The organism is Rhodococcus sp. WY5 (genome assembly GCF_018588185.1).
Lineage (GTDB): Bacteria > Actinomycetota > Actinomycetes > Mycobacteriales > Mycobacteriaceae > Rhodococcus_F > Rhodococcus_F qingshengii.
The window spans coordinates 4,131,222-4,144,333 of the sequence record NZ_JAAMPR010000001.1; the positions used below are offsets into that span (position 1 = coordinate 4,131,222).

At 63.7% G+C, this 13,112-nt stretch carries 8 protein-coding genes, 1 tRNA gene and 1 riboswitch; of the genes, 2 read left to right on the forward strand and 7 right to left on the reverse strand.

Going from position 1 to position 13,112, the window contains the following annotated elements; translation table 11 throughout:
- Positions 1-264: 264 nt before the first annotated feature.
- Both G4D79_RS19180 and gcvP read left to right on the forward strand, forming a co-directional pair.
- On the forward strand, positions 265-819 hold the full coding sequence (locus G4D79_RS19180) for a MerR family transcriptional regulator (RefSeq protein WP_021344354.1): 555 nt from the start codon (positions 265-267) through the stop codon (positions 817-819).
- Positions 820-1,039: 220 nt separating this feature from the next.
- Positions 1,040-1,168: riboswitch (glycine riboswitch) on the forward strand.
- Between the two features lie 53 nt (positions 1,169-1,221).
- Complete coding sequence (gene gcvP, locus G4D79_RS19185; protein ID WP_099698228.1) at positions 1,222-4,080, forward strand: aminomethyl-transferring glycine dehydrogenase; 2,859 nt, start codon at positions 1,222-1,224, stop codon at positions 4,078-4,080.
- A gap of 22 nt (positions 4,081-4,102) precedes the next feature.
- On the opposite strand, the gene G4D79_RS19190 is transcribed toward gcvP, so the two are convergent.
- From G4D79_RS19190 to G4D79_RS19220, 7 genes are all read right to left on the reverse strand, one after another.
- Positions 4,103-5,251 (reverse strand): metallophosphoesterase, encoded by a 1,149-nt coding sequence (locus tag G4D79_RS19190; protein WP_099698229.1) that lies wholly within the window; start codon positions 5,249-5,251, stop codon positions 4,103-4,105.
- The gene (locus tag G4D79_RS35275) at positions 5,251-6,945 is read right to left on the reverse strand and encodes a VWA domain-containing protein (protein WP_099698230.1); all 1,695 of its coding nucleotides are present in this window, start codon (positions 6,943-6,945) and stop codon (positions 5,251-5,253) included. The genes G4D79_RS19190 and G4D79_RS35275 overlap by 1 nt, the downstream gene beginning before the upstream one ends.
- A 159-nt stretch (positions 6,946-7,104) precedes the next feature.
- Complete coding sequence (locus tag G4D79_RS19200; RefSeq protein ID WP_099698231.1) at positions 7,105-9,288, reverse strand: malate synthase G; 2,184 nt, start codon at positions 9,286-9,288, stop codon at positions 7,105-7,107.
- A 152-nt stretch (positions 9,289-9,440) separates the two neighbouring features.
- Positions 9,441-10,691 (reverse strand): trans-acting enoyl reductase family protein, encoded by a 1,251-nt coding sequence (locus G4D79_RS19205; RefSeq protein WP_054781805.1) that lies wholly within the window; start codon positions 10,689-10,691, stop codon positions 9,441-9,443.
- A gap of 44 nt (positions 10,692-10,735) precedes the next feature.
- Positions 10,736-11,167 carry a universal stress protein gene (locus G4D79_RS19210; RefSeq protein ID WP_063316375.1) on the reverse strand — a complete coding sequence of 144 codons (432 nt, stop codon included), beginning with the start codon at positions 11,165-11,167 and terminating at the stop codon, positions 10,736-10,738.
- A gap of 156 nt (positions 11,168-11,323) precedes the next feature.
- Complete coding sequence (locus G4D79_RS19215; RefSeq protein ID WP_074447104.1) at positions 11,324-12,865, reverse strand: SDR family NAD(P)-dependent oxidoreductase; 1,542 nt, start codon at positions 12,863-12,865, stop codon at positions 11,324-11,326.
- A gap of 108 nt (positions 12,866-12,973) precedes the next feature.
- A tRNA-Leu gene (locus G4D79_RS19220) sits at positions 12,974-13,059 on the reverse strand.
- Between the last annotated feature and the right edge of the window lie 53 nt (positions 13,060-13,112).

Below are 13,112 nucleotides of genomic sequence, written 5' to 3' on the forward strand. Positions count from 1 at the left end.
TGCGTTGACCATGCACCCTCCTGGACTTACCGTTGCGTGCGGTGGAGATCTTCTCGCCTTGTCGATCGAGGCGTACTCTGGGTAAGTCCACTCATGGAATTACCTGCCTTGGATTCACATCTGAAAGTTCGGTCGGCACGGGATTCTCGTGACTGCTGATAGCACAGGTTGGTTACATGATGGCGAAGCGAGAGGGAGACGGCAGTGGAAGAACAGTCGAATGAGCGCGGGACGGGCATAGCCGGTAGTGCCGCGACTGCAGAAATGTCTTCCGAAGAGCTGCAGCCGGGCCTGTTCCCGGACGATTCCATCCCCGACGACCTCGTCGGATATCGAGTACCCAGTGCCTGCCAGATCGCCGGGATCACGTACCGCCAACTCGACTACTGGGCACGGACGTCGTTGGTTGTTCCGTCGATCCGTGGCGCTGCCGGATCCGGAAGCCAACGTCTGTACTCCTTCAAGGACATTCTCGTTCTGAAGATCGTGAAGCGTCTGCTCGATACCGGCATCTCACTGCAGAACATCCGCGTTGCCGTCGATCACCTCCGTAAGCGTGGCGTCCGCGATCTTGCCAACATCACTCTGTTCTCCGACGGCACCACCGTGTACGAATGCACGTCCCCCGAAGAGGTCGTCGACCTCCTCCAGGGTGGGCAGGGCGTATTCGGCATCGCAGTCAGTGGCGCGATGCGTGAACTCACCGGAACGATCGCCGACTTCCCCGCCGAGCGGGCCGACGGCGGCGAAAGTGATCCCAACCCGGAAGACGAGTTGGCTTCGCGACGCAAGAATCGCGCCAGCCGCAAAACCGGATAACGTACGTCACATCTCTTTGGAGGATGCCACGGTGCAGGTAGGCGTTTCGGTCAACTAGACTGGGCCTGCGTCGCCGGCGTACGGGAGAGCCTCGGATACCGATTCACCGAACTTGTCTTTGTTTCAGTCTTTGTCTCAAAGGTCAGTCGTGAGCGGGATCAGGGCGCCGAAGGAGCAATACCTCCCCGTCAATCTCTCAGGCACCAAGGACCGTACGGGCTCCGACGCCTCTGGAAAGCGGTGGGACAACCCACCCGCCGACGGGGAAAGGCTGTGGCTTCCGCCTTCGGCGGATCACTACCGAATCTCTCAGGCGCTCGGGAATCGAGCATGCGACAGAGGGGGAGGAACACACCGCAGTTCGGTGTGTGTCCTGATCCTCCGATCTGTCTGGGAGTTGTCGTGATCGACGCTGCAAGCCGTATATTTGCCGACCGCCATGTCGGTCCGAACGCCGCGGAACTCGCGCGCATCCTCGAACTCGTCGGGGTCGATTCACTCGACGAACTGGCAACCAAGGCCGTTCCCTCCGTCATCCTCGACGCTGCCCCGAACGGCATCGCTGCCGGACTCGACGCTCTGCCGCTTCCGGTCGGAGAGCACGAGGCACTTGCCGAACTGACTGCACTCGCAGCCCAGAACACCGTCGCGACGTCGATGATCGGCCTCGGCTACTTCGACACGTTGACGCCGCCGGTGTTGTTGCGCAACATCATCGAGAACCCGGCCTGGTACACCGCGTACACCCCGTATCAGCCGGAGATCAGCCAGGGCCGTCTCGAAGCCCTCCTCAACTTCCAGACCATGGTCGCCGATCTCTCCGGCATGGAACTGGCAAACTCGTCGATGCTCGACGAGGCCACCGCCGCTGCCGAAGCCATGACGCTCCTGCGCCGCGCGAACCGCAGCAAGTCCCCACGATTTGTCGTCGACGCCGATCTCTACCCGCAGACCCTCGCCGTCATCGAGACTCGCGCCGAGCCGCTCGGCATCGAGATCGTCTCTGCGGACCTCACCGCTGGTCTTCCGGAAGGTGACTTCTTCGGCGTCATCGCCCAGATCCCAGGTGCCTCGGGACGAGTCGTCGATTACACCTCGATCATCGCGGAAGCTCACGAGCGCGGCGCACTGGTTGCCGTCGGCGCAGACCTCCTCGCGATGACGCTCATCACCTCACCCGGTGAGCTCGGCGCGGATGCGTGCTTCGGAACCACCCAGCGTTTCGGTGTCCCCATGGGATACGGCGGACCGCACGCCGGTTACCTGGCCGTGCACTCCAAGCATGCGCGTCAGCTGCCCGGCCGCTTGGTCGGCGTCTCCATCGACGCCGACGGAGACAAGGCATACCGCCTGGCGCTGCAGACACGTGAGCAGCACATTCGCCGCGAGAAGGCGACGTCCAACATCTGTACCGCTCAGGTGCTCCTCGCCATCCTCGCTGCGATGTACGCGAGCTACCACGGCGCCGAGGGACTCAAGGCGATTGCGTTGCGCGTCGCTGCCCGCGCACACGCGTTGGCAAACGGCCTGCGCGAAGGCGGCGTGACCGTTGTCCACGATTCGTTCTTCGACACCGTGCTCGCTCAGGTTCCGGGCAAGGCGGCCGACGTCGTCGCTGCGGCCAAGGAATCCGGGATCAACCTGCGTCTGGTCGACGCCGATCATGTCGGTATCTCCTGCGACGAGGCCACGACCGCCGACCACCTCCTTGCCGTGCTCGACGCGTTCGGGATCGAGGATGCTGTTGTCGCCATCGAAGCCGAGGGCAATTCGGTTCCGGCTGCTCAGGAGCGCACCTCCGACTACCTGCAGCACGAAGCCTTCACCCGTTACCGTACGGAAACGGCAATGCTTCGCTACCTGCGCGCGCTGTCCGACAAGGACATCGCCCTCGATCGCAGCATGATCCCGCTGGGTTCGTGCACCATGAAGCTCAATGCGACCGCCGAGATGGAATCCATCACCTGGCCCGCGTTCAACGCGATCCATCCGTTCGCGCCGACATCGGATGCGCCCGGTCTGCTGAAGATCATCAAGGATCTCGAAGACTGGCTGGTCGCGGTCACCGGCTACGACAACGTCAGCCTGCAACCCAACGCCGGCAGCCAGGGGGAATACGCGGGCCTGCTCGCGATCCGCAACTACCACCTCAGCCGGGGCGACGACCACCGCGACACCTGCCTCATTCCGTCGAGTGCTCACGGCACCAACGCGGCTTCTGCCGTCATGGCCGGGATGCGCGTCGAGGTTGTCGCCTGCCGTCCCAACGGTGACGTCGACGTCGACGATCTGCGCGCGAAGATCGCCGATCACGCCGAGCGTCTCGCCGCGATCATGATCACCTACCCTTCAACACACGGTGTCTACGAGCACGAGATCTCCGACATCTGTGCAGCGGTACACGACGCCGGTGGCCAGGTGTACGTCGACGGCGCCAACCTCAATGCGCTTGTCGGCCTTGCCCGTCCGGGCCGATTCGGCGGCGACGTCAGCCACCTGAATCTGCACAAGACCTTCTGCATCCCGCACGGCGGCGGCGGACCCGGCGTCGGCCCGATCGGTGTGCGCTCACACTTGACGCCGTTTTTACCCGGACACCCGATGGCCCCCGAACTCGGTGGTGGAGGAACGATCTCGGCAGCGCCGTACGGCAGTGCGTCCATTCTGCCCATCACCTGGACCTACATCCGGATGATGGGTGCTGCGGGCCTGCGCCGCGCCAGCCTGACCGCCATCGCGTCGGCCAACTACATCGCGCGTCGACTCGACGAGTACTTCCCGGTTCTCTACACCGGCGAGAATGGCATGGTCGCGCACGAGTGCATCCTCGACCTCCGGGGGTTGACCAAGGACACCGGCGTCACCGTCGACGACGTCGCAAAGCGTCTGGCCGACTACGGTTTCCATGCTCCGACCATGAGCTTCCCCGTGGTCGGCACACTGATGGTCGAGCCCACCGAGAGCGAGAACCTCGAAGAGATCGACGAGTTCTGCGAGGCGATGATCGCCATTCGCGGCGAAATCGATCGCGTCGGAGCGGGCGAGTGGACGGTGGAGGACAACCCGCTACGCGGTGCTCCCCACACTGCGGGAAGCATTGCAGCGCAGTGGGATCACCCGTACTCGCGTGAGATCGCCGTCTTCCCGCGTGGCAAGGCTCGCCCGAAGGTGTGGCCGTCCGTGCGTCGTATCGACGGTGCACATGGCGACCGCAACCTGGTCTGCTCCTGCCCGCCGATCGAAGCGTTCGCAGGCAACTAAGGCGTGTGCCCGCCGGAGATCATCACCTCTCGTGTACGAGTTCGAGAACAGTGATCTCCGGCGGGGCGCCGACGCGTACCGGCGGACCCCAAGCCCCGGCGCCACGCGTCGTGTACAGCACTGTGTCTCCGACCCTGTCCAAGCCTTGCACCGAAGGCTGCTGCAGCGGAACGAGATACCGCAGCGGCCACATCTGACCGCCGTGAGTGTGCCCGGACAGTTGCAGATCGATACCCATCTCGGATGCCTCGATCGCTTGACGCGGTTCGTGCGCGAGAAGCAAGGCGAAAGTATTCGGATCGCGACCTGCGAGCGCGGCAGTCAGGTTCGGCTCGTACGGGGCCGGCGACGTGTAGTCGTGGATGCCCACGAAGTCGATGGTATCGCCGCCATGCTGGATCGAGGTGCGGCTGTTGCGAAGTGTGGTGATCCCCAATGTCTCCCACACGTCGAGCCATTTGCCGCCGTCGTCGGCGTAGAACTCGTGGTTTCCGCTGACTCCGAAGATTCCGTCGGGCGCCCGAAGATCGGCGAGCGGAGCAAGATCGGGAGCAACTTTCGCGACGGTTCCGTCCACGAGGTCGCCGCCGATCGCGATCAGATCGACATTCTGCGAGTTCACGATATCGACCACCTTGCGGGTGAAGTCGACCCCGCGGGCCGGTCCCACGTGCAGGTCGGTGATCAAGGCGATCCGGTATCCGTTGAAGCCCTCAGGTAGGCGAGCGAGCGGCACGCGGACGCGGGAAATCTTGGGGCCCGACGCCTCGTAGACGCCGTAGCCGGCGGTGCCGATCGCCGCGAGAGTGACTGCTGCCGTAGCCAACTGCAACGTACGACGCTTGGCTGGGTCGACTTCGGTCGTGGTATCCGTGTGGCGTGCACGTAGTCGACCGATCCCGGCGAACAGGCCGATCACGAGCAGTCCGGGAATCAGATACAGCCACGAAGCCAGCCAGACCCATCCGACAAATCCGATCGGTCGCGCCCACGATGTCGGAAAGACTTCGCCGCTGCCGACCCCGATGAGCGTCGAGACCGCCAAGACGACAAGCGCAGTGTCGGCGAGACGAGCCCATCGCCTCGGGATGCCGGTGGCGCGAACGAGTCGGCGATGCAGGAACCAGGTCAGAAGGGCGAGAAGGACTGCAAAAACCGCGACGCGCCCCATCAGGACAGCATCTTGGTCACTGCGGCCGCGAGAGCGGGGTCGGACGTCGAATCGACCCGAACCAATGTTCCGCCCGTCCGATCCGAGACGTCTTGGAGTGTGGAGACGTCGTCGCCCGCACCGACGACGATCACGTCGACCTGTACCGGACGCGACGGATTGCCCGCAGCGGCGATCGCGCTGAGCAGTTCGGCTCGCGTCGTGGTGGATTCGTCAGGCGTACTCGAGGTGATCAGCAGCACCGAGTTGACTCGCCCCGCGTCGAAACCGTCCACGGCGGCTTTGTAGGAGCTGGCAAGCGCCGGGTACTTGGAGGTCTTTCCGCCGGCCCGAAGCCCGTTGAGGAAATCGGTGATCGTGGCACGCCGATTCGGCTCGGACAGTGAACCGCCCGGAACCAGGATGCGCTCGGACGGTTTTCCGTCGGTGCCCGTGCTGAACTCGCGAAGGCCGATGTCCGAAGCGTCAGGGCTGCGACCCAATTGGGTATTCACCGCCGAGGCAACGTTCGCCAAGCGGGTAGTGCCACCGTCGTCGGTACCCATCGACGCCGACGTGTCCATCAGGATGGTGGCACTACGCGGCGAGACCGGGTTGGCGACTATGTCACCGAGCGCCGCTGCGGTCTCCGCCGAAGCCGGTTTCAACGTGGACGAGATCTTGGCCGGGGACACCGCCCCGAGATCGGGAAGGTCTTGGCCCTCGACCCGGAAACCGGCGCCGACGAACAACTGTGACTGATTCGGCTCACGCATGAAATCGGCAAACTGTGCCGCTGCGCGCGACGCGGTTTCGTCGATCCCGCTGCCCGAGACGATGACCGCCGGATAGTCCGCGACTGGCGTTGCGCCGGCGGGGGAGTACGTCGTCATCGCCGTGTTCGCGCTCTGCGCTATCGACTGTTCCGTGGCCGGAACGGCTTTCACCGAATCCGGTGTTCCGGCGCTCAGTGCTCCGAGGGCTTCGGCGGTGGACGAGGGGGGAGTCGGCAAGGATTGGAACTGCAACGCCCGTGCACTGAGCGCAGCGTTGACCTGAGCGGACTTCGCCTGATCCGTCGTGACCGGTCCGGCACCCGCATCGGCGACGTCGGCAGCGATCGCCTGTGCAGCCATCGAGGTTTCGGTACTTCCGACCGGCAGGGCGACCGTCAGATCGGAAGGCAAAGACTTCCAACTCGATGCTGCGCCGGCCAATGCTGCCGCGGTCTCGGGACCGGCTGCCAGAACGATCGGGGAACTCGCGAGCGAGCGAGGATCACCGTTGATCACGGCCTTGCCCGACAGTGGCGCGAGTTCGAACGAACTCGTCGGGATCCACAGGGAGGGACGCGGTCCCAATGCTGCGTCGTCCCAGGGGGCCGCCGGACCGGCTTCGAGTGCCGTCGAGACCGACGCGGACGGCGCACCGTGCACCACGACGGCGATGCAGTGATCACGCACCACCGGCGAGGTCTGGGTGTACCGCTTCGCCAGTTCCTCGACCTGTGGGGCTATGGACGGATCCGCGGTGACGTCGAGTGTCTTGTTGCCCTCGACGCACGTACCGGCTGCCTGCTGTCCCTGATCGTCGATCCGGTTGCTGAGGGCCTCCCATCCGAAGAAGCCTGCCACGATCAAGACGATCAGCACGACGACGAGAATCGGCCCCTTACTGATACCTCTGGCGCCTGACCCGCCGCGATGTTCGCCCACGTACCTTGCCCTACCTTGGTCACTCGAAAAATGTCTGTTGAACGGACTGTGTCCTCGGCCAGTCTAGTGACGAAACTTCGGGGCCTACGCGAACAGCCTCGACACCGGGAGCGGTGCCGAGGCTGTTCGGGTTCAGCTTCGAGTTCGAAGAAGGTGAAATCAGGCGTTGGCAGCCTTGTACTCGCGGCGGCGGCGATGCAGGATCGGCTCCGTGTATCCGCTGGGCTGCTTCGCGCCTTCGAGGATGAGTTCCTTGGCAGCCTGGAACGCGATGTTGGAATCGAAATCAGGTGCCATGTTGCGGTACTCGGCGTCGCCCTCGTTCTGACGGTCGACAACCGGGGCCATGCGCTCGAGTGCACTGACAACGTCGCTCTCGCTGACGATGCCGTGACGCAGCCAGTTGGCGAGCAGCTGGCTCGAGATGCGCAGCGTGGCGCGATCCTCCATGAGCGCGACATCGTGGATGTCGGGAACCTTGGAGCAGCCGACGCCCGCGTCGATCCAACGGACCACGTAGCCGAGGATGGACTGGCAGTTGTTGTCGAGCTCTTCCTTCTTCTCCGCGTCCGTCCAGTCGGTGCTGGGAGCGAGCGGGATGGTCAGGATGTCGTCGACGCTCGCACGCGGCTTTCCCTTCAGGCTGTCCTGAACAGCGAACACGTCGACGCGGTGGTAGTGCGTCGCGTGCAGCGTTGCGCCGGTCGGCGAAGGTACCCACGCGGTGTTGGCGCCGGCCTTGGGGTGACCGATCTTCTGCTCGAGCATGTCCGCCATCAACTCGGTCATGGCCCACATGCCCTTGCCGATCTGAGCCTTGCCCTGCAGACCGCAGGCCAGACCGGTGTCGACGTTCCAGTCCTCGTAGGCGCCGATCCACTTCTGCTTCTTCATCTCGGCCTTGCGCACCATCGCGCCGGCTTCCATGGAGGTGTGGATCTCGTCGCCGGTGCGGTCGAGGAAGCCGGTGTTGATGAACACCACGCGGTCGACGGCTTCCTTGATGCAGGCGGCGAGGTTGACCGTCGTACGACGCTCCTCGTCCATGATGCCGACCTTGAGCGTGTTCACCGGAAGCCCGAGGACCTGCTCGACACGGCCGAACAGTTCGGTGGTGAAGGCAACTTCCTCGGGACCGTGCTGCTTGGGCTTGACGATGTAGATCGAGCCGGTGCGGCTGTTGTCGAGCGGTCCGTTGGCGTCACTGATCGAGAGGCCGTGCACTGCACAGGCACTGGTGATCAAGGCGTCGAGGATGCCCTCGGGGACCTCGTTGCCGTCGGCGTCGAGGATCGCGGGGTTGGTCATGAGGTGACCGACGTTGCGGACGAACAGGAGCGAACGACCGTGCAGGCTGAGTTCGCTGCCGTCGACTGCGGTGTACTTACGGTCGCCGTTGAGCGTGCGGGTGAAGGACTTGGCGCCCTTCTTGATCTCCTCGGACAAGTCACCACGGTTGAGACCCAACCAGTTTCGGTAGCCGACAACCTTGTCGTCGGCGTCGACAGCGGCGACCGAGTCCTCGAAGTCCATGATCGTGGTGACGGCGGATTCGAGAACGACGTCCTTGACGCCGGCGGCGTCGGTGCTGCCGATCGGGGACGAGGCGTCGATCTGGATCTCGGCGTGCAATCCGTTGTTGAGCAGCAGGATGCTCGTCGGTGCGTCCTTCTCGCCGAGGTAGCCGACGAACTTCTCCGGCTGGGCGAGCGTGGTGACCGTACCGTCTGCCAACGTGATCTTCAGTTCACTGCCGTCGACAACGTACTTGGTTGAATCTGCATGCGATCCCGACACGAGAGGTGCTGCCGCATCGAGGAATTCACGCGCCCAGGCGATGACCTTGTCGCCGCGGACCTTGTTGTAGCCGGAACCCTTCTCGGCGCCGTTCTCCTCGGAGATGGCGTTGGTGCCGTACAGCGCGTCGTACAACGAACCCCAGCGGGCGTTGGACGCGTTGAGTGCGAAGCGCGCGTTGAGGATCGGCACGACCAACTGCGGGCCGGCCGTCGAGGTGATCTCGGTGTCGACGTTCGCGGTGGTGACCGAGAATTCGGCAGGCGTCGGCAGGAGGTAGCCGATTTCCTGCAGGAACGCCTTGTATGCAGCGGCGTCGATGGGAGCGCCGGCGTGATCGCGATGCCACTGATCGATCTGAGCCTGCAGATCGTCACGCTTGGCAAGCAAGTCGCGGTTCTTCGGTGCGAGCTCGGTGATGACCTTGTCGGCGCCGGCCCAGAACGTTTCGGCGTCTACACCGGTGCCGGGAAGAGCCTCCTCGACCACGAAGTCGTAGAGAACCTTGGCAACCTGAAGACTGCCGACCTGAACGCGCTCAGTCATGAATAGCCTCACTTTTCCGAAAGCGGAGCATCACATATGGATGCCATGAACCAACATCAATGTTACCTGGGAGTATTCCCACCGCTGTCCGCGCCCTGAGCTGCGATAATCGGGCGCGAAGAGCTGAAACGATCAAGTGAAATTCGTTCTGTCTAGAGTTTGCGCGCGGAAATCTCGAAACCAGCCGCGCGTAGACGCTCGACCAGGACGTCGCCGAGCGCTGTCGCTGGAGTCAAAACGCCGGTGGCCGGGGGAAGAGCCTTTTGGTCCTTCGCCAACGACAACGCAGATTCGCCGAGCATTACCGCCGTCGCGCTGTATCCCGGGTCGCCCTTCGCCTTCACTCGTGATGTGTATCGGGCGCCGGTCGTGGTCGTGGTGAACACGTCGAGCGTGAAGTGGCCCTTCTTCTGGGTGCTCTCGCTCGGACCTTCACCGGGAGCCGGCAATACCTTGTCGAGAAGGAAACGTGTCGGAGGTAGAGCGAGTCCGGCGACCAGCGCGCCGAGGCCGACCGCCACGCCGCCCGCAATCACCGGTGACACCACCGATGAGCCGACGCTCATCACCTCGCTGTACTTGAACTTCTTGCCGTACGCCCACTCTCGGAGCGCATTGCTGCGACGGACGACTCGTGTGTTGTACGACGCCATCACGAACGGCGCTTTCCACCCCTTCAACGACGGATCGATCTTCTTGCCGTCGACCACGCTCACGTCGCTCTGGCGTCCGAGTTCGGGCTCCCGATCACGATCGGGGCTCAGCGAGTACGGCGAGGCAGCAAGTTTCCGCAGGCGCGCATCGTCTTTCGACACGTCGATCTGGTTGCGAAGCGAATCGATGGTGCCACCGCTCACGCCGCCGCGCAGGGCCGTGACCACCAGGGTGGTGTCGGTGAGCTCGCCGGCGCCGTCGGCGGCGACCTTCTCGTGCAGGACGTGAACTCCGAGATCGGAAGGGATGGAATCGAATCCGCAGGAATGGACGATCTTGGCACCGGTCGACACGGCCAGGGCGTGGTTAGCGTCGATGCTCTCGCGGTGGAACAGCACCTCGCCGGTGAGGTCGACGTAATGAGTTCCGGCGGAGGCGCATTCGTGAACAAGGGCGTGGCCGTACTTGGCATACGGGCCGACCGTGGTGGCGACGACCCGGGTTCGCTGGGCGAGTGCCTTCAGTGCGGTGGCGTCGTCGGCGTCGGCGATGATCAGGGGGAGATCGGCAGCGGCGGTACCCAGATCGGCGCGAGTGGCTGCCAACTTCTCGAGGGAACGGCCACCGAGGCCGATCTTCGTGCCTTCGGGAGCATGTTTGACGAGGTAGTCGGCGAGTAGCTTACCGACGAAGCCGCTCGCTCCGTAGACGATGATGTCGAGTTCTCGGGCGGGCGAGGTTCCAGTCATGGAGCCAGCCTACAAACGAGCACCCGAAAGTGATGTGACCGAGGTCACTCGGCGGGGAGGGGTTCCTTGACGACGAGGATCGGAGCCTCCACTTCGAGTAGGAGACGCTGCAGCGGGCGTTCGAGGAGGAACTTGCCGATGGGGGACATCCGGCGGGTTCCGACGATCAGGAGATCGACACCCGCGTCGTGGACCAGGTCGACTAGCGCGGTAACCGGATCGCCGTCGTGCTCGGTGGTGCGCAGATCCCACTTCGTTTCCGAGAATCCACCGGCGTCGAGCGCCGACTGGATTTCGCCGCGAAGAGCGGCCCGATCGTCCTCGGTGTCTCCGAGGTTGGCCGTGCCTCCGATGTTGACGTCGTCCAGGACGTGCAGAACCAGCAGTTCCTCGCTTCGACCCACGGATTCCCGTGCGGCGGCCACGATTGCGGCGCGGCCTTCCGGGCTGTCCTTGTGTACGACGGCGATCGTCATGGTTCCTCCGAGTCGGTGAGCAGGTACGCACTCCATTATCGCCTGCAATGCTGTGCTCTACCTGAAATGAGCTACTCGACACGGGGGTTGGGGGTGACGAGATCGCCACATCGGGGCGCCTAGGTGCCGCCCATCACGAATGCGGCGTGCTGCCGATCACCACGGCGAAGGTTTGTAATCCTTGAGGAAGCAGCCGTGCAGGTCGACGCCCAGTTCACCCTGAACGATGGGGTCGTAGACGCGGGCGGCACCGTCGACGAGGTCGAGTGGTGCGTGAAAACCTTCGTCGGCCAACCGCATCTTGGTGAAGTGTGGGCGTTCGTCGGTGATCCAGCCGGTGTCGACGGCGGTCATGAGGATGCCGTCGTCGAGCATTTCCTTGGAGCTGGTGCGGGTCAGCATGTTCAGTGCTGCCTTGGCCATGTTGGTGTGCGGGTGGCCAGGGCCCTTGTACGCGCGGCTGAACTGGCCTTCCATGGCGGAAACGTTCACGACGTACTTGCGTCGCGCAGCTGCCGCGGCCATCGATGGGCGCAGGCGTGAAACGAGGATGAAGGGCGCGACCGAGTTGCAGAGCTGGACTTCGAGAAGCTCGATCGGATCGACCTCTTCGACGGTCTGAACCCAGCTGTTTGTGTGCGCGAGGTCGGGCAGCAGCCCGCCCGCGTCGATGGCGATGCCCTGCTCGATGCGATCGGGTGACGCCGACTTGGCGACGAGGGCGAGTGAACTGACCGCGTCTGCGGACAGATTTCCGGAGGTGATGCTTGCGACGTCCGACAGCGATCCGGCCAGAGCCGCGGGGTGGGCGTCGCTCGTCTTGCCGAAAGTCAGGACATCAGGCAGTTCACCGGCGGGAAGCGCACCGGACTCGGCGTCGACCAGAGCGCCGTAGGCACCGGGGGAGCGTCGAACAGTTTGTGCGGCGTTGTTGATGAGGATGTCGAGTGGACCCTGTGCGGCAACGGAATCCGCGAGTGCAACAACCTGGGCGGGGTCGCGGAGGTCGATGCCGACGATGCGCAGACGGTGAATCCAGTCGTTGCTGTCTTCCATCGCTTTGAATCGGCGGATCGCGTCGTTGGGGAATCGTGTCGTGATGGTCAGATGTGCGCCGTCACGCAGCAGGCGCAACGCGATGTACATGCCGATCTTCGCGCGGCCGCCGGTCAGAAGTGCGCGTCGGCCGGTGAGATCAGTGCTGGCATCACGTTTGCTGCGGCTGGTGGCAGCGCAATCGGGGCACAGTTGGTGGTAGAAGGCGTCGACTGCGGTGTAGCGCTGCTTGCAGATGTAGCATGGCCGCGCCTTGATGAGCGTGCCGGCGGAGGCGCCGGCGGTGTTCGACTTGATCGGAATGCCTGCGGTCTCGTCGTCGATGCGATCGGGTGAACCGGTGGCAGTCGCAGCGACCACTTGGCGGTCGGCTTCGTTGACGGCTGCGCGCGAGGCGAGGCGACGCTTCTTCTTGAGTCGCTTGAACAGATGGCCGACAGCGCGCTGCATGGTGATCGAATCGGGATGCTCGTCGTCGAGTTCGGCGGCTTCGGAAAGGACCTTCAGGCAGATTTCGAGTTCTGCGGGGTCGAGTCCGGTGAGTTCGGCTCGAGCAGATTCTGAATCGGCTGTTTCCAGCGAATCTGCCTGCAGTGCATCCGATTTCTTGGTGTCTGTATCCACTTCGAACTTCTGTTCCATCTCGATCGCCGCTCGCGCGGACTGTTCCCTGGTGCGGGAACTTCGCCAATTACGAGAAAAGCTCCGGTTCGATGAACCGGAGCTTTTCCTGTCTGTCTCAACACAGAGTGTCCGAGGGGGGACTTGAACCCCCACGTCCGTTAATAGGACACTAGCACCTCAAGCTAGCGCGTCTGCCATTCCGCCACTCGGACTCGGCCCCGATTTCTCGGTGCTGGGAAAGAGTATCCGATGCCATCCCCAGGTC